Origin of the sequence: Mycolicibacter minnesotensis (assembly GCF_010731755.1) — a bacterium.
In the GTDB taxonomy this organism is placed as follows: Bacteria; Actinomycetota; Actinomycetes; order Mycobacteriales; family Mycobacteriaceae; genus Mycobacterium; species Mycobacterium minnesotense.
In genome coordinates, this window is the sequence record NZ_AP022589.1 from 1,183,895 (window position 1) to 1,208,583 (window position 24,689).

A 24,689-nucleotide genomic window follows, 5' to 3' on the forward strand; every position below is an offset into this window, starting at 1 on the left:
CTTTCAGCTAGATCGGCGCGATATTGCTGATCAGCCACTTGCGGTCGATCTTGCGGAAGTCCACCCGGAGGCGACTGCCCTCGTAGTACTTCTCCTTGGACTTGCCCGTCACGGTGCGGTTGACGAACACCAGCACTGAACCCGAGGTCCGGTGCGAAGCCATGGCACCCACGCCGACGACGTCGACTTGGTTCACCAACTGCTTCTCGCGGGCCTGCGGAATGATCTCGTTCATGGCGCGAGCCTCGAACTCACGGCGATAGTCGCCGGTGAACAGTGGGTAGGTCTCGGTCAGGCTGCGCTCCACCGTCTTGTACTCATAACCCAGCACCTTGGGGATCTCATCGGCAGTGAGCCTGACCAACTCCGCGCGCGTCGTCTGCTCACCGCGCGCCTCAACCCGGCTCCAGTACAGCGATGCGGCCGCGGCCCCCAGGCCCACGAACCCCACGAGCACTCCTACGAGGACGGCGAGTCCGATCCACCGCCGTGTCATCCGCTGCCCCCCGGCCACTTGAGGTCGTATGCGGTCATGTTGCCCGCGTTGTCTTCATGCACGATCACCCGCAACGCGTAGGGCTGCGAGGGCCTGTTGATGCCGTCGGCGTCGGTGGCGGTGGCGCGCATCGCCACCAGCACCGAGGCGTTGCCGGCGACGTTGTCGATGCCCTCAAGCGCCTTGGCGTTGATGACGGCCTCGGAGCTGTGCTTGGTCTCTCGCAGCAGAGCCTTGAGGTTCTCCGAGTTGGCCGCCATGGTGTCTCGTAGTGGGCCGCTGGTGCCGGCCACGAAGCGATCCACCTGCTCGTTGATGGTGTCGGGCGTATAGGTGTACATGTTCAGCACGGTCTGCACCGCGGTGTCGACGAATCGCTGATCACGCTGGTGCGCCGCGTCGGCATGCCGGTGCTGCACGCCGAGTATGGCGACCAGCCCGCCCAGCAGTACCGATGCCACCAGGACTCCGATGCCCGCGGTTTTCGCGGTCTGTCGAGCATTGGGCAGCCGCCGCGGCGGTGGTCCGGCCGGCCGGACCGCCCGCACCGCGGAGGGACTGGGGGCAGGAATGGTTACCGCAGTGGCCGTCTCGGCGGCATCGCCGGCGGGTCCAGCAGCCCGCGAGGCCCGGCGTCGGATCTTTGCGTCGTCTGGTCCGCTCACGTCTGCCTCGGCGCGAGCATCAGATCGGCCCAGTTCTCTGCCGGCAGCCATTTGTCGGACCCGGAGACGAAGACCCCACTGTTGCCGGCCGGATCCACGAACTTTCCGCTCCGGTCATAGCTGCTGTAGGCCACGCCATTGGCCTCGGCGGGCAACGGTCCGGGCGCGGGCGCGGGGACCGGTCCCGGCGCGGGGTCACGACCGTAGGCGGGCAGACCACCGTTGCCGCCCGGACTGGTCGGCATGTTCTGGTCCGGCGGCGCGTAGTACGGCCACGGCGCCGGCGGGTTGGACCCGAGCTCATTAGGCGGGTACGGCAGCGGGAACGGCGGGTTGGGTGCCGGTCCCGGCCCCGCGGGGACTCCCGGCGGCAGCGCCACGACGGGTGGTCCCGGGTCGTAGTCCGTCGACGGCGGGATGTAGGGGAACTTGTTCATCGGCCGCTGCATCCGCGGGTCGGTGATCGGGGTGTCATACGGGACTGGCGGGCCACGCCAGGTGTTGCTGCCGATCGGGACAAAGCCCTGCGGGTCGCGGCAGAGCTGGATGGTGGGCGCCCGCTTGCCCGGATATTCCATGCACGGGTAGTTGCGCGCGCCGCGGACCGCGGTCGGATCGTTCTGCGCCGCCTTGCAGTACAGCCCCTTGGGCAGATCACGGACCGTCTCGTCGGCCGGCGAGCGCATCTCGGTGAACGGCAGGAAGCCGACCGTGCATGGGGGCGGGTCGTGCATGTCGATCTTGAAGTCCAGCTTTGCGCCCTCGTCCATCGGCACGCCACCGGCGACGGTGATCAGCGCGGCCATCAGCGCGGGAAACACCACCAGCGCCTGCTCGATGGAGTTGCGGTAGATGACCCCGACCCGGCCAAAGTTGGCGATGCTGGCCGCCAGGGTCGGAAACGATGCCCGGATCCCGTCGAAGGTGGTGTTGACCTCGTCGGCGACGCTGGGCAGGGTCTGCAGTACTTCACGCAGCTGCGGGTCGGCATTGCGCACCTCGGTGGTGACCGTCGCAAGCGACCGGGACAGCTTCTTGATGTCGTCGCCGCTGCGGATCTGGGCATCCAAGAAGGGCTCAACCTGGTCGATCAGCGTCGACGTTGCGTCGAAGTTGGCATTGGCCTCGTCGATCAGCTGCCGCGACGACGAGATCATCCGGGCCAATTCCTGGCCGGAACCGTTGAATCCCTCGAAGGCGCTGCGCAGCAGATCACGCAGGCGACTGTTGCCGATGCTGTTGACCAGCGACTGGGCCTGGTCGAGCATTCCGGCGATGTCTTGGCCGATCGCGGTGCGGTCCTGACCGATGCGGGCGCCGTTGCGCAACACGCCCGCAGCCGGGTCTCCCGACGGGGGCACCAGGTCGATGAACTGTTCACCGATCGCCGACATGCTCTTGACGGTTGCTGTCACATTGTTGGGGATCTTGGTGGCGCTGTTGAGTCGCATGGCGGCGTCGACGCCGTTGTCGCTGAGTTGGACCGACTCGACCCGGCCCACGGTCACGCCGCGGTAGGTGACATTGGCGCTCTTATAGATGCCGCCGCCACCGATGAAGTCGGCCGTCACCGTGTAGGTGCCGATACCCAACCGGCTCGGCGCATGCAGGTAGAGGATCGAGATCGCACCGACGGCCAGCACTGTGACCACGGCGAAGATCCCGAGTTGGATTCGAACGAGGCGGGTCAGCATCGCGGGTCATTCCTCATAGTGGGCGGCCGTGCCGGGCGGGATCTTGAACGGGTCGGCGGCCTGACCGGACAGGTTTGCCATCTCGCCGATCAAGAAGTCGGGTGGGTTGAGGATGTCGTGCATGTGCGGCATGTTCGGGTCGAAACCGCCAGTGGTGAACACCGTTTCGCCGAATCGCCGCAGTGTCATGTCGAAGATGACATAGACGTTGAGGAAGTCGCCGCGCACAGCGTTGCGCAGATACATTGACGGGAACGGGAACGTGGGAATGAACGGGAACGCCGTCACCAATTCGTTGGCGTTGTCGGCGAACGCCTTGACGATCGGGTACAGGTCCTTGACGTCGGCCGCGAAGTCTTCCTTGGCCTCGCTCATGATGCGCGACCCGACCACGGCCAGCCGCTGCAGCGCGCCGAAGGCATCGACGATGTTGCTGCGGTTGTCGTTGAGCACCTGCAACGCCGCGGGCATGGTGTCCAGCGCCCGCGCCAGGCTGGGAGCGCTGCGAGCCAGCGTCGCACCCACCCGATTGAGGCCCTCGGCGGCCGCGATGATGTCGCGGGCCTGGTGGTCCAGCGACGCCGTGAGTTCGGCCAGTCGCGGCACCAGCTCGGCGAACGTACCGGCACGGCCGGCCACCGCGGCGTAGGCCTCTTCGGTGATGTCCTGCACCGCACCGAGATTGCCCTGGTTGACCACCACACCCAACGAAGACAGCACTTCTTCGGTGCTGGGGTAGCGCCCGGTCCGGCTCAGGGGTATCTCGTCCCCGGGTGCGAGATGGCCCGCCGGCGGCTGATCTGTGGGCTCGGCCAGTTCGATGTGCTGGGAACCCAACAGTGACGTCTGCGCGACCTTGGCGATGGCGTTGGACGGCAGATGAACATCGCCATCCAAGGACAGCTTGACCGCGGCATAGAAACTGCCGTCAGGCTGCTGCACCGCCCGGATACCCGAGACGCTTCCGACCGTGACGTCATCGACCATGACCGGCGAGTTCTGCGGCAGGGTGGTCACGTCCGGCAGTTGCACCGTAACGGTGTAAGAGCCTTTACCGTGGCCCGCGGTGCCCGGCATGTTCAGTGAGTTCAGCCCGCCGAACTGGCAACCCGACAGCACCAACATCCCAGCGCCGAGCACGGCGCTTCGCCGCCCGCCACGCCGCAGCGCAGCGGCAAGAGACTTCACGCTCATCCGCCCTCCCGTGGTGCACCGGCACCGGGCTGGGCCGGCCCGGTCGGGCCGGGCGGCTTGCCCAGCTGCCCCGGCAACGGCGGCGGCAGGAACAACGCCGCGACGTCTTCAGTGCTGGGTGGAGTGACACCCGGTGCAGGCAGCCATTTCAGGTACGGCAGCGGCGTCTGGGACTTGGCCTCGGTAGCCGGAGTGTCGTAGATGATCTGGCCCTTGTAGGCGGTGATCGAGTTGACCGGATGGAACAGCAACGGGACGAAGTTCATCGCCCAGCGCCGCATGACCGGTCCCATCCGCTCCTTGCAGATCTCGGCCCGCTTGAAGTTGTCTGGAACCGAACCGACATCGAAGACGCCGCCGCAGATGAACTGCACCGGGTTGGCGAAGTCCGGCAGCGACAGCAGGCCGGCCAGCGAACCCTGGGCGGGGTTGTAGATGTTGTAGAAGTTGACCAGGCCGTGCGGCGTGATGTGCAGTACCTGCTCGAAGTTGTCACTCTGATCCGAGAGTGTTTTGGTGAACTCCGCCAGCTTGTCGACCTGCGCGATCAATGCGTCGTTGTTGTTGTGCAGGAATCCACGGACGTCGCGCAACGCCTGACTGAGGGTGCCCAGCGTGACGTCCAGGTCGGCCGAGCTCTCGGCCAATACTCCCGACACCGCAGCGACGTGGTCGGTGAACTGGACGATCTGCTCGTTACTGCCCGAGAGCGCCTCCACCAGGACCTGCAGGTTCTTGACGGTGCCGAAGAGGTCGGTGCGTGAGTCACCGAGCCGTCCGGTGGTGGTCGACAGTTCCCGCAGGGCGTTGCGGAACGAGTCGCCGTTGCCGTCGAAGGTGTCGGCGGCCTGGTTGACGAACGCGCTCAGCGCGCCGTTGAGCTTGCCCTGCTCCGGGCCCAACTGGGCGCTGAGCTGAGTCAGCTCCTGCTTGACCTCGTCCCACTCGACCGGGACGGCGGTGCGATCTTCACCCAGGACGGCCCCATCGGCGAGCTTCTCTCCCTCGGTGTAGGCCGGGGCCAGCTGAACGACTCGCGCCGAGACGATATTGGGCGCCATCAGCAACGCGTGAACGTCGGCCGGCAACGGCACGCCCTTGTTCACCGACATGGTGATCTTGACGTTCTCGGCGCGCGGCTCGATGGACTCGATACGGCCGACCGGGACCCCGACCACCCGGACGTCGTCACCCGGGTAGAGGCCCACCGCGGAGGCGAAATAGCCGGTGATGCGGTAGCTGCGCTGGGCGGGCAGCACCACATAGGCCGCGACGGCCAGCAGTACGGCGAGCACACCGGCGAGGACGATGCGTGAGGTTCGGCGCGTCATGGCGACTTCGGCCTGATGACGGTGCGGTCGGAGATCATCCCGCGCAGGTAGTCGGCCAGGCTGTCGGGGAGCTTGCCGGGCTGGAAGAACATGTCGACCATCACCTCGGCCATCGTCGGCGGCGGCAGACCGTACAGGTTGATCTGGAAGCCCGGTCCCGAGGCCACCACCTCTCCGAGCGTGGTGGCGTATCCGGGCAACCGGTCCAGCGCTCCGACGATCCGATCCTCGCGCTCGATCAGATTGTCCAGTACCAGGTTGAGCTTATTCAGGGTCGGACCGATCTCCCTTTCGTTATCGGTCACGAAACCGGAAAGCTGTTGCGACACATCGCCAATTCCACCGATCAGGGCGCCGAGGGCCTGTCGGCGCTCATCCAGCGCCGCGAACAGCTGGTTACCGTCGAGGACCAGCTGGTTGACCTGGCCGGCACGCTGATTGAGCACGCCGGTGACCACCTTGGCGTGCGTCAGCAACTGCCCCAGGGCCTCGTCACGGCGGTTGATGCTGCGCGACAGCGCGGCCACCCCGTCGAGTGCTCCGCGCAGCTGCGGCGTTGCCTCGCGCATCGAGTCGGTGAGCACCTGGAGCGCCTCTTCGAAGCGCGGCTTGTCCAGGTCGCGGACATTTCCGCCGAGGTCCTGCAGGGCGTTGTTGAGCGTGTAGGGAGCGCGGGTGCGCTCGAGCGGAATCTCGGTGACTGAGCCGGCACCGGCGGGGGTGACCGACAGCGCCTTCTCACCCAGCACGGTGTCGGTGCGGATGGCGGCCAACGACTGGTCCCCCACCCGGACCTGGCGGTCCACGGTGAAGTCCACCTTGGCGCTGGCCCCGGCCAACGACACCGACTTGACCTTGCCCACCCGAATGCCGGACACCGTCACGTCGTTGCCGGCGATGATGCCGCCGGCATCGGCGAAGTAGGCGTGATAGTTCTTGCCCTGCGGCCAGAACGGCAGGCTGGTGTAACCGAATGACACCACCATCAGGAACGTCACCAGTGCGATGCCCAAAAGACCCGTGCGAACCGGGTTTACGCCGTCACTCTTTGACAGGAGAGCACCTCCCCTTGCTGGTGTCATTCTGGCCACCCATGGGCAGGATGATGTCACTGCCGGCGGGGCCGTTGAACTTCAGCGCGACCGTGCAGTAGTTGATGTTGAAGAACGAGCCGTAGGCGCCCAATGCGTTCAAGCGCAGGTAGTTCTCCTCCAACGGATCGATGACGTCGTTGAGCTCCTGCTTGCGCTTGTCCAGCACCGTAGCCAACGGCCGCGCGTTTTCGAGCACGCCCTGCAGCGGCCGCCGAGTGCGGCGCAGCGTGTCGGTCAGATCGTTCTCGACCGAGGCCAGCGGTCCGATGGCGCCCGCGATCGCGTCCTTACCTTGGGCCAGCCCGGTGATCAGCTGCTGGAGGCGATCGACGGTGGCGTCGAACTGTTCGCTCTTCTCGTCGACGGTGCCCAGCACGGTGTTCAAGTTGTTGATCACGTCGCCGATCAGCTGGTCACGAGAAGCCAGCGTGGTGGTGAACGAGCTGGTGCTCGCCAGCATCTGAGTCAGGGCGCCGCCCTGACCCTGCAGCAGCTCGATGAGCGCATTGCTGATCTCGTTGATCTTCCCGCCGTCCAGACCCTTGAGCAGCGGGCGCATACCGCCGAGCAATGCATCCAGGTCCAGGGCCGGCTGAGTGTGGTCTCGGGCGATGGTGCCGCCCGGCGGCAGCTTGCCCATGTCGCCTGCGCCCGAGGCGATCTCGAGATACCGGTCGCCGACCAGGTTTTCATAGCGGATCAGGGCACGGGTCGAATCGTAGAGCTGGTAGCGCTTGTCCAGATCGAAGGTGACCCGGACGTGGTTGTCCGGGGTCAGCTCGACCCGCTTGACCGTGCCCACCGGGATGCCGGCGATCCGCACATCCTGGCCGCCCTTGAGCCGGGACGCCGTGACGAAATCGGCGTGGTAGGTGTTGTTCGAGGTGAATCGGAACTCGCCGAACACCACCACCAGGCCGGCGGAGACCAGCAGCATGGCCAGGGAGAAGATCGCAACCTTGATCAGGGTGCCGCGCGACGACATCAGTATTCATCCCGTTCCGCGAATGCCCCGTTGAAGAGGAATTGCGCTGTGGAGGGGGCGTCGAACTGGACCTCGGTGTTGGGCTGGAACGGGATGTAGGCGCTGTCGGTCACCAGGAACGGCGACCGGAACCACGACCCGCCGTATTGCTTGCTCGGCAGATCGGGCAACCCACGGCAGTTCGGCCCGCCGGTCGCGTTGGCCACCGGCAGGCTCTCCGGGTAGGTGTAGGCCGGTGCGCCCGGGATGAAGCTGGACTGCACATACAGGGCGGGCTTGGTACCACCCAGCGACGGACCGAAGCGTTCCAGGGCCTTTTCGATTCCCTTGAGGAGGCAACCGAACTCCGGTGAGTACTCGGCCAGCAGGCTGCTCATGGCGCGGAACCGCTGGACCCCGGCGATGAAGTCGTCGGCGGCCGGGGCAAGGGTGTCGTAGCCGTTGTTGGCCAGACCCGTCGTTGCCAGCAGCGCCTTGTTCAAGTTCTCCCGCTGATCCACCAAGGTCTTGCTGATCGCCGGGATGTTGTCGAAGGTGGTAGCCAGGTCCGGGGCGGCATCACCATAGATATTGCCGACGACGGCGGTCTTGGCGAAGCCCGACTGCAGTTGCGGCAGCTTCGGATTGAGCTTCCCGAGGTAGCTGTTCAGCCCGGACAGCAGCTCGCCCAGGTTCTGTCCATTGCCGCGCAGCCCCTCGGCCAGTGCGCTGACGGAGCCGTTGAGTTGCACCGGGTCGATCTTGTCCAGCACATCGGTCAGCTTCTGGAACAGGGTGTTGACTTCGAGCTGCACGTGAGACGCCGGAACGTTCGCACCGTTGCGCAGCGCGGCGCCGGACGGCACCGGCGGCGGAATGAACTCCACCGACTTGGCCCCGAAGATGGTGTTGCCGGCAATGTGCACCGCGGCGTTCGACGGAATCTGATGCATGGCAGCACTGTCGATCGCCAGCGACAGCTTGGCCTGATCACCCTGATAGGCGATCGATTTGACCTTGCCGACCTGAATACCGCGGTACTTGACCTTGGCGTCTTGTTCCATCACCAGGCCGGCCCGCGGCGAGGTGACGGTGACCTTGTCGGTGGAGCTGAAGACCGACACGTAGGACATATAGGTGAAGACGGTGGCGGCAAGCAGGATCGCACCGAGGATTGCCGCAGCAAGCCTCACCTGGGTACGAGTCGATCCCGTTTGCACGTGTAATTCCCCTGCTAGCCCGAAAGATTGAAGTTACCGGACCCGCCGTATACGGCGAGCGAAACGAACAACGTAATGACGACCACAACCACCAGCGAGGTGCGCACGGCCTGACCGACGGCGATGCCCACCCCGACGGGGCCGCCGGCTGCGTTGTAGCCGTAATTGGTGTGCACCAGCATCACCGCGACCGACATGATGATCGCCTGCAGGAAGGACCACAGCAGATCCGTGGGGATCAGGAACGTATCGAAGTAGTGGTCGTAGAGGCCCGGCGACTGCGCGTTGATGAACACCGTGGTGGACCGTGCAGCGAAGAATGCGGCCAGCACCGACAGTGAATACAGCGGGATGATCGCGATCAGGCCGGCCACCAGCCGGGTCGAGACCAGGTAGGAAATGGCATGCACCGCCATCGCTTCGACGGCGTCGATCTCCTCGGCCACCCGCATGGCGCCCAGCTGGGCTGTGGTGCCGGCCCCAATGGTGGCGGCCAGTGCGATACCGGCCACCACTGGGGCGACGATCCGGACATTGAGGAATGCCGACAGGAATCCGGTCAGCGCCTCGATGCCGATGTTGCCCAGCGACGAGAAGCCCTGGACCGCGATCACTCCACCGGAGGCCAGGGTGAGGAAAGTGGCCACCCCGACCGTTCCGCCGATGATGGCCAGCGCGCCGGTGCCCATGGTGATCTCGGCGATCAGCCGGATGGTCTCCTTGCGGTACTTCGTCAGCGCGTTGGGGACGTAGCGGATCGATTCGGCGTAGAACAGTGCCTGCTCACCGAAGTTGTCGACGGCTTTGGGCACCCCACGAAACAGCCGCCGGAACCGCAACGTGGCGTCGTAGCTCATTTGACCAGCACCCGGACGCTGATCGCGGTCATGACCACGTTGATGACGAACAGACAAATAAAGGCGTAGACCACGGTCTCGTTGACCGCGTTGCCCACGCCCTGGGGTCCGCCCTTGGCGGTCAGTCCGCGATAACAGCCGATCAGGCCGGCCGCGGTGCCGAACAGCAGCGCCTTGATCTCGGCCATCACCAACTCACCGAGGCCGGTGAGCACGGTGAGCCCGTTGATGAAGGCGCCGGGGTTGACGCCCTGCAGAAAGACGGAGAACACGTAGCCGCCGACCAGGCCGATCGCACACACCAGGCCGTTGAGCATCAGCGCCACGAAGGTCGACGCCAGGGCTCGGGGCACCACCAGCCGGTGGATCGGGTCGATGCCGAGCACGCGCATCGCGTCGATCTCTTCGCGAATGGTTCGCGCGCCCAGATCCGCACAGATGGCGGTCGCGCCCGCGCCGGCCACCACGAGCACGGTGACCACCGGCCCCAGCTGGGTGATGGTGCCGAAGGCGGTTCCGGCGCCGGACAGGTCGGCCGCGCCGATCTCGCGCAACAGGATGTTGAGAGTGAACGCCACCAGCACGGTGAACGGGATGGCCACCAGCACCGTCGGCAGCAGCGACACCCGAGCGATCATCCAGGTCTGGTCGAGGAACTCGCGGTACTGGAACGGCCGACGGAACATGGCCCGAAACGTCTCCAGCGACATCTCGACGAAACCGCCCACGGCCCGAGCCGGAACCGTGAGCTGTTCGATCAAGAGACGTCCTTCCCTCAGGTCGGGCTTCCGGGGCATCGGTGGTCGCAAAACTGTATCCGGCAACCTGCTGCAACCGGCGTCAATTCGTGCAATTCAGACCCCGCCCCACGTGAGCCAGATCATATTAACTAGAACACGTTCTCAGTGTCAAAGGACGTGTTTTGGCCAGACTGCTGCGATATCTGGCCTGGTCAACGCACATTGTGACCTAGGCCTCGCTGTAACGCGTTCTAATTCTGTCCTAATCGCTGGACATGAGTTCGGAGGCCGAGAAAGTGCGGCCGGGGTCCCGGCCCGCGAAGTAATTCGCCAGCGTGGCCGACAGGCCGTCGGCGTCCCAGGCCTGGCCGTCGGCGCTGAACTTGCGCTCCACGGTCGGCGCGGCCATCAGGGTCACCTCAGGTCCGTAGACGACGAACACCTGACCGCTCACCGCCGCTGAAGCCGGTGAGGCCAGGAACCGGACCAAGGTGACGACATGCTCGGGCGACAGCGGGTCGATCTCCCCCTCGCCCACCTTGGCCTCGCCGAACACCTCGGCCGTCATCGCGGTGCGGGCACGCGGGCAGATCGCGTTGGCGGTTACGCCGTAGCGACTCAGCGCCCGGCTCGCCGAGAGCGTGAGCGCGGTGATGCCGGCCTTGGCCGCGCCGTAGTTGGCCTGTCCGACCGGGCCCATCAGACCGGCTTCCGAGGAGGTGTTGACGATGCGGCCATAGATGCCGGCGTCGGACTCCTTGGACTTCTGCCGCCAGTAGGCCGCCGCGTTGCGGGTCAGCAGGAAGTGCCCCCGCAGATGTACGGCGATCACCGCGTCGAAGTCGTCGTCGGACATGTTGAACAACATCCGGTCGCGGGTGATCCCGGCGTTGTTGACCACGATGTTCAGCCCGCCCAAGCCATCGGCGGTGCTGATGAGCTCGTCGGCGGTGGACCGCTGACTGATGTCGCCGGCCACCGGCACGCCCTTGCCGCCTGCCGTCGCGATCTCGTCGATGACATCGGAGGACTCCAACGCCGCAGCGATGTCGTTGACGACCACCGTGGCACCGGAGCGGGCCAGCCCGATCGCCTCGGCACGTCCCAGGCCGGCGGCCGCGCCGGTCACCACTGCGACCTTGCCGGTCAGATCGATCGCGTTGTCAGTCATCTACGCCGCTCCTTATATGTCGCCGGCGCACCTCGTGGTCGTCGGCGGTTATGAATACCTCTAGTAGTCGCCCGTGGCGGGCTTAGTCCTCGACGCGACGCAACGCGGCCCGCGGGCACTCAGCGATGGCCTGCTCGGCGTGGGCTTCCCGGTCAGCCGGGACCGGGGCGAGTTTGACCTCTGCCTGCTCGTCATCGTTCAGATCAAACAGGTCGGGGTCGATTCCGACGCAAATCGCGTTGCCCTCGCAGCGATCCAGATCTACCTCAACTCGCATGACATTCTCCTGTAAAAGCCCTGCGCCGACCGAGCTTTTCCGGCCGTCGTCGTCCACTAGTGTCACCATACGATCCGACAGCTTGCCCGCACGACCCACTAGGGCCGTTGGACCCCGGGACTAGAACGTGTTACAACGGGCTGTCGAACCGAATCTTATCGTGACACCGATCACCCGCGAAGGACTCCCCCGATGCAGATCAGCTATACGCCGGCCCAAGAAGAGCTGCGCAGCGAACTGAGGTCCTACTTCACCACGCTGATGACGCCGGAGCGCCGCGAGGCCCTGAGCTCGACGCAGGGCGAGTACGGCACCGGCAACGTCTACCGCGAGACCGTGGCCCAGATGGGTCAAGACGGCTGGCTGACGCTGAGCTGGCCCAAGGAGTACGGCGGCCAGGCGCGTTCCCCGATGGAACAGTTGATCTTCACCGACGAGGCCGCCATCGCCGGCGCCCCGGTGCCGTTCCTGACGATCAACAGCGTCGCCCCGACCATCATGGCGTTCGGCACCGAAGAGCAGAAGAAGTTCTTCCTGCCCAAGATCGCCGCCGGCGAGTTGCACTTCGCGATCGGCTATTCCGAGCCGGGCGCCGGCACCGACCTGGCGTCACTGCGCACCACCGCGGTGCGTGACGGTGACGAGTACGTGATCAACGGCCAGAAGATGTGGACGTCGCTGATCGCCTACGCCGACTATGTGTGGCTGGCCGCCCGGACCAACCCGGAGGCCAAGAAGCATCGCGGCATCTCGATGCTGATCGTGCCCACCACGGCCGAGGGTTTCTCCTGGACCCCGGTGCACACCATGGCCGGCCCGGACACCAGCGCCACCTACTACCAGGACGTGCGAGTCCCGGTCACCAGCCTGGTCGGCGAAGAGCACGCCGGCTGGAAGCTGGTGACCAACCAGCTCAACCACGAGCGCGTTGCCCTGGTCTCGGCGCAGCCCATCCTGCTGGCTCTCGAAGAGGTCCGCGAGTGGGCACAGAACACCAAAGACGCCCACGGCAACCGGATCATCGATTCGCAGTGGGTGCAGCTCAACCTGGCCCGGGTATTGGCCAAGGCCGAGGTCCTCAAGCTGATCAACTGGGAGCTGGCCTCGACCGACAAAGCTGCCCCGTCCCCGGCGGACGCCTCGGCGGCAAAGGTTTTCGGCACCGAACTGGCGACCGAGGCCTACCGACTGTTGATGGAGGTACTCGGTACCGCCGCCACCGTGCGTCAGGACTCCCCCGGTGCGCTGCTGCGCGGGCGGGTGGAGCGGATGCACCGGGCGTGCTTGATCCTGACCTTCGGCGGCGGCACCAACGAGGTGCAGCGCGACATCATCGGCATGGTTGCGCTGGGCCTGCCCCGCAACCGCTGACCTGACGACCCCACAGACTTTGGAGGCTAGTACTCATGGACTTCACCACTACCGAAGCATCTGACGACCTTTCGGGCCTGGTCGGCACCATCGTGGACGCCGTGTGCACACCCGAGCGCCAGCGTGAGCTGGACGGGCTGGATGAGCGCTTCGACACCGAGCTGTGGCGCAAGCTCATCGACGCCGACGTGGTGTCCAGCGCGGCGAGCGAGTCGCTGGGCGGCGGAGGGTTCGGCGTTCTGGAGCAGACCGCGATCCTGACCGCGCTGGGCCGCCAACTGGCAGCGGTGCCTTACCTGGAGTCGGTAGTGCTCGCCGCCGAGACGCTGGCCAAGTTCGGCTCGGCCGATCTGCAGCAGACCTGGGGCGCCCCCGCCGTAGCCGGCCAGAAGATCCTCACCGTGGCCCTCGACGGCGACATGGGTGAAGGTCCGGTTCGGGCCGCTACGGCCGAAGGCGGCTACCGCCTCACCGGCACCCGCACCCAGGTCGGATTCGCCTCCGTCGCCGACGCATTCCTGGTGGCAGCCGAAACCGATTCCGGCGCAGCGGTCTTCCTGGTCTCCGCGTCCGATCCTGGAGTGACGGTGACCTCGCTTGCCACCACCGGCCGGGGCAGCGTGGGCCACCTGGAGCTATCGGGCACCGAGCTGGCGGCCGACCGCCTCGTCGGCGGCGCCGAGGTGCTCGACCATCTTCTCAGCGTGGCGGCACTCGGCCACAGCGCCTACCAGCTGGGCGTGCTGGAGCGTGGCCTGGCCCTGACCGCCCACTACGCCCGTGAGCGCGAACAGTTCGACAAGCCGATCGGCAGCTTCCAAGCCGTGTCGCAGCGGCTCGCCGACGGCTACATCGACGTCAAGGGCCTGCGGCTCACGCTCACCCAGGCGGCGTGGCGGGTCAGCGAAGGTCTGCCCGCCACCACCCAGGTGGCCACCGCCGCGTTCTGGGCGGCCGAGGCCGGCCACCGGGTGGCCCACAGCATCGTCCACATTCACGGCGGGGTCGGTATCGACATCGACCACCCGATCCACCGCTACTTCCTGGCCGCCAAGCAAACCGAGTTCGCGCTTGGCGGCGCCACCGGAGCACTGCTGGCGATCGGCCGCGAACTGGCCGACACGCCCGCATAGTGGGTTGAGCCGGAAAGTTCTAGCGGTTCAGGGCATCCCCGAACGTCACCTTGAACCCTGGCAGATCCGTCAGGGCCACGGTGGCGTCGTAGGTCCGGTCGTAGCCGGTGTGGCTGAACTTCCAGCCGTCGGCGGTGCGGCAGTAGGTGTCGTGGTAGAAACCTGCCCCGATCAGCATGAGATTGACGTCGGGAACGATCACCCGGTCCTGCAGGTACCAGATTCCGGTTGCGGTGTCCGGGCCGGTGAGGGTGATCTCGGGATGATTCACCCGGTGCTCGGTGATGACGTTGCCGGGCAGGGAGTTCCGCATGAACTCCACCAGCTCCGCACGGCCGGTGAATGTGTGCTTGCTGCCCATCGACTGGCCGTAGGCGGCGGTGACGTCGTCGGCCAGGGTGGCCTCGAAGTCGTCCCAGTGCTTGGTGTCCAGGGCCCGCATATAGCGGTATTTGACGTCCTTGATGGCATCGACATCGGCGATGTGTTTCAGGGCTGCTATGGCGTCGAACGCCTGCGAATCAGTCACCGCTCTATTCCAACACTAATCTGATCACCATGTCATCACCCGCCGAAATCGCCGAACCTTCCACCGTCACAGCACTGCTGAGTCGCCTGGCCGAGGTCGACGACCGCGGTGTCTTCTACGAGGACACTTTTGTCAGCTGGCGGGATCACCTCGCCGCGGGCGCTCGGCTCGGCGCCGCACTGCGGGCTCGGATCGACCCGGCGAGGCCGCCGCATGTCGGTGTGCTGCTGGGTAATACACCGTTCTTCTCGACCGTGTTGGTTGCGGCGGCACTGACCGGCATCGTGCCGGTGGGCTTGAATCCCACCCGCCGGGGCGCGGCCCTGGAGCGCGATGCGGCCCACGCCGACTGCCAGCTGGTGCTGGCCGACGCCACCACCGGCGTCACGATCGACGGCATGATCGATGTCGAATCATCCTCGTGGAATTCGGAATTGGCCGGCTATGACGGCACACCGGTGACGTTCCGGGACGCCGACCCCGACGAGCTGTTCATGCTCATTTTCACCTCGGGCACCAGTGGCGACCCGAAAGCCGTTCGTTGCACACAGTGGAAGGCTGCGTTTCCGGGGGTGATGCTCTCGGGGCGGTTCGGCCTGGGCCCCTCGGACGTCTGCTACCTGTCGATGCCGCTGTTCCACTCCAATGCGGTGATGGCCGGCTGGTCGGTGGCAGTGGCCGCCGGGGCATCGATCGCGTTGCGCCGCAAATTCTCCGCCTCTGGTTTCATACCGGATGTGCGCCGCTTCGGGGCGACCTACGCCAACTACGTGGGCAAACCGCTGTCCTACGTGCTGGCCACGCCGGCGCGGGACGACGATGCCGACAACCCGCTACGGCTGCTGTATGGCAACGAGGGCGCGCCGCGGGACCTGGAGCGGTTCGCGACCCGGTTCGGGTGCACCGTGATCGACGCGTTCGGTTCCACCGAGGGTGGAGTGGCGATCGGGCGTACCCCTGATACCCCGCCCGCAGCACTGGGACCGCTGATCGACGGCAACACCATCATCGATGTGGAGACCGGCGAGGAGTGCCCGCCCGGTGTGGTCGGAGAGCTGGTGAACGCCAGCGGCCGCGGCCAATTCCGCGGCTACTATCGCGATCCCGAGGCCGAGGCACAACGGATGGCCGGCGGGATCTATCACTCCGGCGACCTGGCCTACCGCGACGAAGCCGGCTTCGCCTACTTCGCGGGCCGGCTCGGCGACTGGATGCGCGTGGACGGGGAGAACCTCGGCACCGCGCCGATCGAGCGGATCCTGCTGCGCCACAACTCGGTCGCCCATGTGGCGGTGTACCCCATCCCAGACCCCGCCGTAGGCGATCAGGTGATGGCTGCGCTCGTGTTGGCTCGGGGAACGTCATTCGACCCCGACGAGTTTCAGGCGTTCCTGGCGGAGCAACCCGACTTGAGCCCCAAACAGTGGCCGTCCTATGTTCGGGTGTCCGAGGAGCTGCCGCGCACCGAGACGTTCAAGGTGCTCAAGCGGGTGTTGTCCGCCGAGGGCACGCAGTGCGCCGATCCGGTGTATCGGATCTCCCGGTAGCGGCACTCGCGCCAGCCGGGTCAGGCGGTGACGTCCCAGCCTTGGCTCGGATCGCCGTTGCAGTAGCGGGCGGAGACCCACGTCCCCGGTCCCGGTGGGCCCAGGACAGTGAGGCAGTACCAGCCCGTGTCATTTTTGACCTGGCCATTGGGGTCGATATTCCAATTCTGGGGCCACATTCCGACACACGGGCCGAGGTGCGCGAACATGGCACCGTCGGTCGAAACCACCGCCGGATTGATCAGGCATCCCCCGGGGAAGGCCACATTCTGCAGCTGCTTGCCGTTGAGGTACCAGCGCTGGGAGTCAGTGTCCGCGCACGGGTTGATCACCACCGCGGCAAAATAGTCCCCGCTTGGGGCGTCGAGGCAGAAGTCGCCCAGCCGACTGGTCAACTGGACCGGTTCGTCAGCGGCAGCCACACCGGCGATACCCACCGCGACACACAGCAGCGTGGCGGCCACGACACCTGCTCGGCCGAGCCTGCCCATCAACGGCAACCGACGCATTGTTCTCTCCCTCTGTCTGGCACCGTCCACCGTGTGCCTCCACCACCTGCGATCAGAACAGTTCGTAGGATTCCCGACTGATCACGAATCCGTGGTCGTCTCGGTTCTCGCAGCGGATGCCGGACTTCTCGCTGACGCAGGTATAGCCGGTCGTCGCTTCACGATCGCCGTAGTGCAGTACTCGCGCATCACCACCGAAGGTGGTGTCGCCGGCGCAGACGAACGCGGGCTTGCAGTGGACCTCGAGCACGATGCCCTGCCCATATCCGGTCTGACTCGCACAGTCCGGCGGGCGCGGGAAGGTCTCATGTCGCGACCCTAGTCGCGCTGGGAAAAAAGGTGCGCGATTTCGTCCGACTGTCCACCTCAGCGGCGACCCGCCGCGCCACCCCCGGTCCGGGCAATCGGCGCGCAATACTGAATCAATGTCTGCAGTCCGCCGCGCGCTCGTCGCAGTCCTGGCCGCCGTATTGACCCTGGCGTCCCCGTTTTTGCCGGCCTCGCCCGCCACTGCGGAGCCGTTACAGGTCAGCTTCACGCAGCTGGCCAACACCATCCCCGGCAACGTCGGTATCGCCTACGCCCCGGTCGGCCAGAATCAGGTGGGCACGCTCGGATCCCTGCAGAACGGCGTCGCCTGGTCGACCATCAAGGTCCCGCTGGCCATCGCGGCCTTGCACGCCAACCGCCCCAATGCCCAAGAACTGGCCGCCCGGGCCGTCACGGCATCAGACAACGATGCCGCCGAGCAGCTGTGGTCCTCGCTGGGGCCGGCACCCCAGGCCGCTCAGCAGGTGCAGGCCGTCCTTCGGGCCGGGGGCGACACCGGCACCGCAGTCGAGTCCCGGCGGCTGCGGCCCGAGTTCAGCGCCTTCGGCCAGACCCAGTGGCCGCTGGCCCGCCAGGCCGTGTTCGCCGCACACCTGCCCTGTATGCCCGCGGCTACCCCAGTCGTCAGCCTGATGCGCAACACCGTTCCCGACCAACGCTGGGGACTGGCCAGCATCGGTGCACCGACCAAGGGCGGCTGGGGTCCAGGCCAGGGCGGCGGCTATCTGGTGCGTCAGTTCGGCATCGTCGGCACCCCGTCCGGTTCGCTCGCCGTGGCGCTGGCCGCCGAGCCCAAGGATGGCAGCCTCAACTCCGGGATCGCGGCGCTCAACCAGCTGACCCAGTGGCTCAGCGCGCACGCCGCCGAGCTACCGGGTGGTCGCTGCGCCGGGTAGGTTGGCCGTTAACGCTGTATTACCCGCGAGTAGGAGATACCCATGCCCGCCCCATCCGCCGCCGACTTCGATCGCCTTCGTCAGCTGTCCGCCATCGACGACGCTGGCGCTCGGCAGTCGAAGACCATCGACGAAGTCTTCACCGGTAAGCCCCTGACCACGATCCCGGTGGGCACCGCCGAGGACGTGACGGCGGCGTTCGCCAAGGCCCGCGCGGCCCAGCGCACCTGGGCGGCGCGCAGCGTCAAGGAGCGCAGCGCGATCATCGAGCGCTACCGCGACCTGGTGATCGCCCACCGGGACTTTCTGATGGATGTCTGCCAGGCCGAGACCGGCAAGGCGCGTTCAGCCGCCCAGGAAGAGATCCTCGACATCATGCTCAACGCGCGCTACTACGCGCGCCACGCCACCAAACTGCTGGCCTCCAAGCGAGTGCCCGGTCTGCTGCCCGGCATCGTCAAGACGGTGATCAATCACCACCCCAAGGGCGTCGTGGGGGTGATCGCACCATGGAACTACCCGATGACGCTGTCGATCTCCGACGCCATCCCCGCGCTGCTGGCCGGCAACGCGGTGGTGGTCAAGCCGGACAGTCAAACCCCCTATTGCACACTGGCCAACGCCGAGCTGCTGTATCAGGCGGGCCTGCCCCGCGAATTGTTCGCCGTGGTTCCGGGGCCGGGCTCGGTGGTGGGCACCGCGATCGTCCAGCAGTGCGACTACCTGATGTTCACCGGTTCCAGCGCCACCGGCCGCACCCTGGCCGAGCAGTGCGGTTCCCGTCTGATCGGCTTCTCCGCGGAGTTGGGCGGCAAGAACCCGATGATCGTCACCAAGGGCGCCAACCTGGCCGAGGTCGCCAAGGCCGCCACCCGTGCCTGCTTCTCCAACGCCGGGCAGCTGTGCATCTCGATCGAGCGCATCTACGTCGAGCGTGACATCGCTGAGGAGTTCGCCGCGAAGTTCGCCGAGCAGGTACGCGAGATGAAGCTCTCGGCCGCCTACGACTTCACCGCTGACATGGGCAGCTTGATCTCCGAAGACCAGGTCAAGACCATCTCGAACCATGTCGACGATGCGAAGGCCAAGGGCGCCAAGGTGATTGCCGGTGGCAATGCCCGCCCCGACATCGGGCCGCTGTTCTACGAGCCGACGGTGCTGGCCGACGTCACCGACGAGATGGAGTGCGCACGCAACGAGACGTTCGGACCGGTGGTCTCCATCTATCCCGTCGACAATGTCGAGGAGGCGATCGCCAAAGCCAACGACACCGAATACGGACTCAACGCCAGTGTCTGGGCCGCCACCAAATCACAGGGTGAGGCGATCGCGGCGCGCATCAAGTCCGGCACGGTCAACGTGGACGAGGGCTACGCATTGGCGTTCGGCAGCGTCGCCGCCCCGATGGGCGGCATGAAGGCTTCCGGGGTGGGCCGCCGCCACGGCGCCGACGGGATTCTCAAGTACACCGAGTCGCAGACCGTCTCCACTGCCCGGGTCCTGAATCTCGATCCACCGCCTGGCATCTCCGGCCCGGTGTGGCAGAAGATGCTGACCCCGATGATCCGGGTGATACAGGCGCTACCGGGTCGGTAGCGCTCAGCGCCGACCGGTCCGGTTCTTCCCCCGGTCGATGTCGCGCTCCAACTCCGCCAGCGCCGGTTCGATCGCGTCGGCCATCTTGTGGATGTCCTCGGCGATCTCCGGCGTCGTCACGAACCCGAAGTCGAGATGGTCGCGGTAGGAGAAGCAGGTGATGTTCAGCGCCACATCCATCACCGGCGGGCCGAGCGGCACCAACGATTCCAGTTCCGCGCCGGCCATATAGATCGGAACCGGCGGCCCCGGAACGTTGGAGACGACGAGGTTGATCGGCGCCAGACGGTGCGAAAGCCCGGTCGCGGTGTAGGCGCGGGCGGCCAGTTGTACCAACCCGGGCGGGGTGGTGTCGGTCAGCCCCATGATCTGGTGCGCCGAGAGCGCCTTGGCCATCTGCTTAGCACTCTGGGTACTGGCATGAATCGTCTTGAGCCGCTGCGCCGCTCCCTCGATGTCGGTCGCCATCGACACGGTCATCGAGCTGACCTGGTTGCCCACTTCACCCTGGCTCTCCTCGGTGCGGGTCGACACCGGGATCTGGGCCACCAGAGGCTTGTCCGGCAGCTCGCCGCGCTCCCTGAGATAGTCCCGGACGGCACCGGCGACCATGGCCAGCACGACGTCGTTGAGCTTGACCCCGTAGGCGTCCTTGACGGCCTTGATCCGGGCCAGCTCGACGCGCGCGGCACTGATCCGCCGATGTGGCGAAACGCTGTCGTTGAACCGGGTCACCGGGGCATCGAAGTAGCGCGGCGGCTTGCGAGGCAGCCCCAGTCCCACCGTGGCGATCTGCTGGCGCACGGTCTGCTCCAGCAGGCGCCCTATCCGGTAGGGCGTCTTGACCGCGACATTGACCAGCTCTTCGAGGACGCGGCGCTCGTAGCTGGGCATGATGGCCCCGTTCGACGACCCGATCGGGGTCGGCTCCGGCGGGCGCGGCTCCGGCGTGACGTCCAGCATGATCTCGAACAACCCCGCGCCAGAAACCCCGTCGACGATCGCGTGATGCATCTTGGTCAGGGTGGCGACCCGCCCGCCACTGACGCCTTCGATCACCCACATCTCCCACAGCGGGCGCGAGCGATCCAGCTTGTACGACATCAGCCGGCCCACGAGTTCTTCCACCTCGCGCCGCCCGCCCGGGGCGGGAACGCCGATGCGTCGCAGGTGGAAGTCGATGTCGAGGTGCTCGTCCTCGACGAACCACGGGCGGTCCAAGCCCAACGGGGAAGGGCTGACCCGCCAGCGCAGCTGCGGCAGTTGCGGTAGCCGCTCGATCAGGAGCTGACGAACTCGCTCGAAGCTGTAGTTCGGCGCGTTGGTGGTGTCGCAGATCGCCAGCCCACCGATGTGCATGTGCCAGCCCGCCGTTTCGCCGGACCAGAACGCGGCGTCGACGCCCGAAAGTCGCTGCATCGAAAGAGACTAGCCCGGACACCGGTTCGCTGGGAGCGGCTCACCGGCAAAAGATCCGGCGAATCTAGCTCTCCGCCGCCACATGCTTGGCGTGCACCTCATCTGCGGGGCGGGCCTCGGTCTGTTCCTTGGCCCAGCGGTAGTCGGGTTTGCCGGCCGGGGACCGTTTCACCTCGTCGACGAACCAGAGACTTCGGGGCACCTTGTAGCCGGCGATCTCGGTACGCGCGCAGGCGTTGATCTCGTCCAGCGTGGGCCGGGCATCGCCGCGCGCCTGCACCACCGCGGCAACGTGCTGGCCGTACCGGGCGTCGGGCACCCCGACCACCAGCGCGTCGAAGACGTCGGGGTGGGTCTTGAGGGCGGCCTCGACTTCCTCGGGGTAGATCTTCTCGCCTCCGGAGTTGATCGACACCGACCCGCGGCCCAGCATGGTCACCGACCCGTCGGCCTCGACCTGTGCGAAGTCGCCCGGGATGGCGTACCGCACACCGTTGATGGTGCGGAACGTCTCGGCGGTCTTCTTCTCGTCCTTGTAGTAGCCGACCGGGATGTGGCCGCGCTTGGCGATGATGCCTCGCACACCTGAACCGGGCTCGACCGCGTTGCCGTCCTCGTCGAGCACCACGGTGTTCTTGTCGATAGTGACCCGCGGCCCGCCGGTGTGCGCCTCACCCTTGGCCACCACACTGGTGCCGCCGAAGCCGGTCTCCGACGAACCGATGGAGTCGGTGATGATCCGGTTGGGCAGCAGTTCCAGCAGCCGTTCCTTGATGCTCGGGCTGAACAGGGCCGCGGTGGACGCCAGCAGGAACAGCGACGCCAAGTCGTACTCGTTACCGGCGTCCTGATGTGCCAGCAGCGCGTCCAACAGCGGGCGCGCCATCGCGTCACCGGTGAAGAACAGCAGATTGACCTTGTGGTCGTGGATGGTGCGCCACACCGCGTCGGCGTCGAATTCCGGTGCCAGCACCACGGTTTGGCCACTGAACAGCGACATCCAGGTCGCCGACTGGGTGGCGCCGTGGATCATCGGCGGAATCGGGTGGCGGACCATCGGCGGGTTGGCCACGGCCTGCTTGGCCAAGCCGTACTCGTCGGCGATCGGCTCGCCGGTGGCGAAGTCGGTGCCGCCGAAGAGCACCCGGTAGATGTCCTCGTGGCGCCACATCACGCCCTTGGGGAAACCCGTGGTCCCGCCGGTGTAGAGCAGGTAGATGTCGTCTTCGCTGCGCGGCCCGAAGTCACGTTCCGGCGAGCTCTGTTCCAGCGCGGCCTCGAATTCCACGCCACCGTAGCGCTGGTAGTCCAAGTCGCTGCCGTCCTCGACCACCAGGATGGTCTTGACGTTCGGCGTGTCCGGCAGCACGTTGGCAACCCGGTCGGAGTACTGGCGCTCATGCACCAACGCGACCATGTCGGAGTTGTCGAACAGATAACGCAGTTCGCCCTCGACGTAGCGGAAGTTGACGTTGACCAGGATGGCGCCGGCCTTGATGATGCCGAGCATCGCAACGACGATCTCGTTGCGGTTGCGGCAGTACAGACCGACCTTGTCGTCTTTCTTGACGCCCTGGTCGATGAGGTAGTGAGCCAGCCGATTGGCCTTCTCCTCCAGCTGCCCGTAGGTCAGCTGCTCAGTTCCACAGATCAGGGCAACCCGATCCGGCACGGCGTCGATTGCGTGTTCAGCTAGGTCAGCAATGTTGAGGGCCACAACACACAAACTAGAACGTGTTACATTTCGATTTCAAGTCGAGGTTCCAACCCGGAAAGGCGGACGCCGGTGAGCGAGTCGTCAGATCAGCCCCACGCCCTCGTTGAACAGCGGGGACACACCCTGATCGTGACCCTGAACCGGCCGGAGGCGCGCAACGCCCTGTCCGGCGAAATGTTGGCCATCATGGTCGAGGCCTGGGACCGCGTCGACAACGACGAAGAGATCCGCTCGTGCATTCTGACCGGCGCCGGAGGTTATTTCTGCGCGGGCATGGACCTCAAAGCGGCCAACAAGAAGGCGCCGGGCGACTCGTTCAAAGACGGCAGCTACGACCCGTCGCGCATCGACGGCCTGCTCAAGGGCCGACGCCTTACCAAGCCGTTGATCGCCGCGGTCGAGGGTCCGGCTATTGCCGGCGGGACCGAAATTCTGCAGGGCACCGACATCCGCATCGCCGGACGCAGCGCCAAGTTCGGCATCTCCGAGGCCAAGTGGAGCCTGTACCCGATGGGCGGCTCCGCGGTGCGCCTGGTGCGTCAGATTCCCTACACCATGGCCTGTGACCTGCTCTTCACCGGCCGCCACATCACCGCTGCCGAGGCGCTGGAGATGGGCTTGATCGGCCACCTGGTCGAGGACGGCCAGGCGCTGACCAAAGCGCTGGAGATCGCCGAGCAGATCAACAACAACGGGCCCCTGGCGGTGCAGGCCATGCTGCGCACCATCCACGAGACCGAGGGCCTGCACGAGAACGACGCCTTCAAGATCGACACCAAGATCGGCATCAAGGTGTTCCTGAGCGAGGACGCCAAGGAAGGCCCCCGGGCGTTCGCCGAGAAGCGCAAGCCGGAGTTCAAGAACCGCTGATGCGGGTCGCAGTCACCGGCGGCACCGGCTACCTCGGCGCCCACACGGTCAAGGCTTTGCTGGACGCCGGCCACTCGGTACGGCTGCTGGTGGCCCCGGGCTGCGGCGATGAGCCCGTCATTCCCCGACTGCGCGAGCTGGGGGCACTCGAGGTGCTCGACGGCGACATCCGCGACACCGGGGTGGTGGCGGCGCTGCTGGACGGCTGCGACTCGGTGCTGCATGCGGCCGGGGTGGTCGGCACCAACGACCGCATGGAAAAGCTGATGTGGGACATCAACGCCCATGCGACCGAAGCCATCTTGACGCGTGCCGCGGCCGCCGGTCTGGATCCGGTGGTGTCGGTCAGCTCCTACAGCGCGCTGTTCCCCCCGCCGAACGGGATCATCGGCCCCGACTCGCCGACCGTGCCAGGGCGCAGCGCGTATGCCCGCACCAAGGCCTACGGCGAGCGGGTGGCCCGGCGGTTGCAGGACGAGGGCGCCCCGGTCGTGGTCACCTATCCTTCGAGCGTCGTCGGCCCGGCGTTTCACACCGCTCCGGGCGTCACCGAGCGGGGCTGGGCACCGATCGTGAAATATCGGGTGGCGCCGGTGGTGCGCGGCGGCATGGCGATGGTCGATGTCCGTGACATCGGCCGGGTGCACGCGGCGCTGATGCGGCCCGGCCGCGGCCCACACCGCTACCTGTGCGGCGGGATCATGGTGAGCTTCGCCGAGATGATCGCCGCGGTGGAGCAGGGCCTGGGCAAGCCGGTGCGGCGAATCCCCATTGCGCCCAGCATTTTCAAGGGCATCGGCCGAGTCAGCGACCTGGCCAGCAAGCTGTTACCGCTGCCCGAATCCCTGAGCTACGAGGCTGCGTGGCTGTTGACCTCGGCCACCCCGACCGACGACTCGGCCACCTTGGCGGATTTGGGCCTGGAGTGGAGTTCACCGACGGCGGCCATCATCGAGTCACTGCGGGCGCACTGACGCCGCCGAGCGTGTAATCAGCCCGACTTTTCGGGGGATTTTTCGGTCTCAGTACACGTTCGGAGTAGCTGTGCGACGGTGTCGGAGCCCACGGG

24 protein-coding genes are annotated in these 24,689 nt (G+C 66.3%); 7 read left to right on the forward strand and 17 right to left on the reverse strand.

All coding sequences use genetic code 11. The annotated features are described in order from the left end of the window. Positions 1–7 precede the first annotated feature (7 nt). The 12 genes from G6N09_RS05695 to G6N09_RS05750 form a co-directional block, all read right to left on the reverse strand. A complete protein-coding gene (locus G6N09_RS05695; protein WP_083027322.1) occupies positions 8–496 on the reverse strand; it encodes a mammalian cell entry protein in 489 nt (162 codons plus the stop codon). Then, positions 493–1,212, reverse strand: coding sequence for an Rv1363c family protein (locus G6N09_RS05700; RefSeq protein ID WP_407662656.1), 720 nt, complete (start codon positions 1,210–1,212; stop codon positions 493–495). Before G6N09_RS05700 ends, G6N09_RS05695 begins: the two co-directional genes overlap by 4 nt. Continuing rightward, complete coding sequence (locus tag G6N09_RS05705) at positions 1,158–2,855, reverse strand: MCE family protein (protein WP_083027246.1); 1,698 nt, start codon at positions 2,853–2,855, stop codon at positions 1,158–1,160. The genes G6N09_RS05700 and G6N09_RS05705 overlap by 55 nt, the downstream gene beginning before the upstream one ends. Before the next feature lie 6 nt (positions 2,856–2,861). Then, on the reverse strand, positions 2,862–4,049 hold the full coding sequence (locus tag G6N09_RS05710) for an MCE family protein (protein ID WP_083027248.1): 1,188 nt from the start codon (positions 4,047–4,049) through the stop codon (positions 2,862–2,864). Beyond that, positions 4,046–5,380 (reverse strand): MCE family protein, encoded by a 1,335-nt coding sequence (locus G6N09_RS05715; protein ID WP_083027250.1) that lies wholly within the window; start codon positions 5,378–5,380, stop codon positions 4,046–4,048. Before G6N09_RS05715 ends, G6N09_RS05710 begins: the two co-directional genes overlap by 4 nt. After that, positions 5,377–6,462 carry an MCE family protein gene (locus G6N09_RS05720; protein WP_109558996.1) on the reverse strand — a complete coding sequence of 362 codons (1,086 nt, stop codon included), beginning with the start codon at positions 6,460–6,462 and terminating at the stop codon, positions 5,377–5,379. The genes G6N09_RS05715 and G6N09_RS05720 overlap by 4 nt, the downstream gene beginning before the upstream one ends. Continuing rightward, positions 6,422–7,459, reverse strand: coding sequence for a virulence factor Mce family protein (locus G6N09_RS05725; protein WP_083027252.1), 1,038 nt, complete (start codon positions 7,457–7,459; stop codon positions 6,422–6,424). The genes G6N09_RS05720 and G6N09_RS05725 overlap by 41 nt, the downstream gene beginning before the upstream one ends. After that, positions 7,459–8,631, reverse strand: coding sequence for an MCE family protein (locus G6N09_RS05730; protein ID WP_083027254.1), 1,173 nt, complete (start codon positions 8,629–8,631; stop codon positions 7,459–7,461). The genes G6N09_RS05725 and G6N09_RS05730 overlap by 1 nt, the downstream gene beginning before the upstream one ends. 41 nt (positions 8,632–8,672) lie before the next feature. After that, entirely contained in the window at positions 8,673–9,515 is an 843-nt protein-coding gene (locus tag G6N09_RS05735; RefSeq protein WP_083027256.1) for an MlaE family ABC transporter permease, read from the reverse strand. Beyond that, positions 9,512–10,276, reverse strand: coding sequence for an MlaE family ABC transporter permease (locus G6N09_RS05740; protein WP_083027258.1), 765 nt, complete (start codon positions 10,274–10,276; stop codon positions 9,512–9,514). The genes G6N09_RS05735 and G6N09_RS05740 overlap by 4 nt, the downstream gene beginning before the upstream one ends. Before the next feature lie 241 nt (positions 10,277–10,517). Continuing rightward, on the reverse strand, positions 10,518–11,426 hold the full coding sequence (locus G6N09_RS05745; protein WP_083027260.1) for a 3-oxoacyl-ACP reductase: 909 nt from the start codon (positions 11,424–11,426) through the stop codon (positions 10,518–10,520). 82 nt (positions 11,427–11,508) lie between these two features. Continuing rightward, positions 11,509–11,703, reverse strand: coding sequence for a ferredoxin (locus G6N09_RS05750; RefSeq protein ID WP_046188397.1), 195 nt, complete (start codon positions 11,701–11,703; stop codon positions 11,509–11,511). A gap of 192 nt (positions 11,704–11,895) precedes the next feature. Here G6N09_RS05750 and G6N09_RS05755 point away from each other — a divergent pair, with 192 nt between their 5' ends. Both G6N09_RS05755 and G6N09_RS05760 read left to right on the forward strand, forming a co-directional pair. Continuing rightward, positions 11,896–13,074, forward strand: a complete 1,179-nt coding sequence (locus tag G6N09_RS05755) for an acyl-CoA dehydrogenase family protein (protein WP_083027261.1) — start codon at positions 11,896–11,898, stop codon at positions 13,072–13,074. 35 nt (positions 13,075–13,109) lie between these two features. Further along, on the forward strand, positions 13,110–14,207 hold the full coding sequence (locus tag G6N09_RS05760) for an acyl-CoA dehydrogenase family protein (RefSeq protein ID WP_083027263.1): 1,098 nt from the start codon (positions 13,110–13,112) through the stop codon (positions 14,205–14,207). Between the two features lie 19 nt (positions 14,208–14,226). On the opposite strand, the gene G6N09_RS05765 is transcribed toward G6N09_RS05760, so the two are convergent. Continuing rightward, a complete protein-coding gene (locus tag G6N09_RS05765) occupies positions 14,227–14,649 on the reverse strand; it encodes a nuclear transport factor 2 family protein (RefSeq protein ID WP_234807090.1) in 423 nt (140 codons plus the stop codon). A gap of 116 nt (positions 14,650–14,765) precedes the next feature. Here G6N09_RS05765 and fadD17 point away from each other — a divergent pair, with 116 nt between their 5' ends. Further along, positions 14,766–16,283, forward strand: a complete 1,518-nt coding sequence (gene fadD17, locus G6N09_RS05770) for a long-chain-fatty-acid--CoA ligase FadD17 (protein ID WP_083027265.1) — start codon at positions 14,766–14,768, stop codon at positions 16,281–16,283. Between the two features lie 20 nt (positions 16,284–16,303). Here the strand turns inward: fadD17 and G6N09_RS05775 are convergent, their stop codons facing one another. Beyond that, positions 16,304–16,792, reverse strand: coding sequence for an Rv1419 family lectin (locus tag G6N09_RS05775; protein WP_083027267.1), 489 nt, complete (start codon positions 16,790–16,792; stop codon positions 16,304–16,306). A 52-nt stretch (positions 16,793–16,844) separates the two neighbouring features. Further along, entirely contained in the window at positions 16,845–17,042 is a 198-nt protein-coding gene (locus tag G6N09_RS05780) for a DUF6636 domain-containing protein (protein WP_179959877.1), read from the reverse strand. A 175-nt stretch (positions 17,043–17,217) separates the two neighbouring features. On the opposite strand from G6N09_RS05780, the gene G6N09_RS05785 reads away from it, so the two are divergent. Both G6N09_RS05785 and G6N09_RS05790 read left to right on the forward strand, forming a co-directional pair. Further along, positions 17,218–18,018, forward strand: a complete 801-nt coding sequence (locus G6N09_RS05785) for a serine hydrolase (RefSeq protein WP_234807087.1) — start codon at positions 17,218–17,220, stop codon at positions 18,016–18,018. A gap of 42 nt (positions 18,019–18,060) precedes the next feature. Beyond that, positions 18,061–19,614 carry a succinic semialdehyde dehydrogenase gene (locus G6N09_RS05790; protein WP_083027269.1) on the forward strand — a complete coding sequence of 518 codons (1,554 nt, stop codon included), beginning with the start codon at positions 18,061–18,063 and terminating at the stop codon, positions 19,612–19,614. A 3-nt stretch (positions 19,615–19,617) separates the two neighbouring features. Here the strand turns inward: G6N09_RS05790 and G6N09_RS05795 are convergent, their stop codons facing one another. Continuing rightward, positions 19,618–21,033, reverse strand: coding sequence for a WS/DGAT/MGAT family O-acyltransferase (locus G6N09_RS05795; protein WP_083027272.1), 1,416 nt, complete (start codon positions 21,031–21,033; stop codon positions 19,618–19,620). A 64-nt stretch (positions 21,034–21,097) separates the two neighbouring features. Beyond that, entirely contained in the window at positions 21,098–22,750 is a 1,653-nt protein-coding gene (locus G6N09_RS05800; RefSeq protein ID WP_083027274.1) for a medium/long-chain-fatty-acid--CoA/3-oxocholest-4-en-26-oate--CoA ligase, read from the reverse strand. A 69-nt stretch (positions 22,751–22,819) separates the two neighbouring features. Here G6N09_RS05800 and G6N09_RS05805 point away from each other — a divergent pair, with 69 nt between their 5' ends. Both G6N09_RS05805 and G6N09_RS05810 read left to right on the forward strand, forming a co-directional pair. Then, a complete protein-coding gene (locus tag G6N09_RS05805) occupies positions 22,820–23,620 on the forward strand; it encodes a crotonase/enoyl-CoA hydratase family protein (RefSeq protein WP_083027276.1) in 801 nt (266 codons plus the stop codon). Continuing rightward, positions 23,620–24,594 (forward strand): NAD-dependent epimerase/dehydratase family protein, encoded by a 975-nt coding sequence (locus G6N09_RS05810; RefSeq protein ID WP_083027278.1) that lies wholly within the window; start codon positions 23,620–23,622, stop codon positions 24,592–24,594. The genes G6N09_RS05805 and G6N09_RS05810 overlap by 1 nt, the downstream gene beginning before the upstream one ends. The last annotated feature ends 95 nt before the right edge of the window (positions 24,595–24,689 follow it).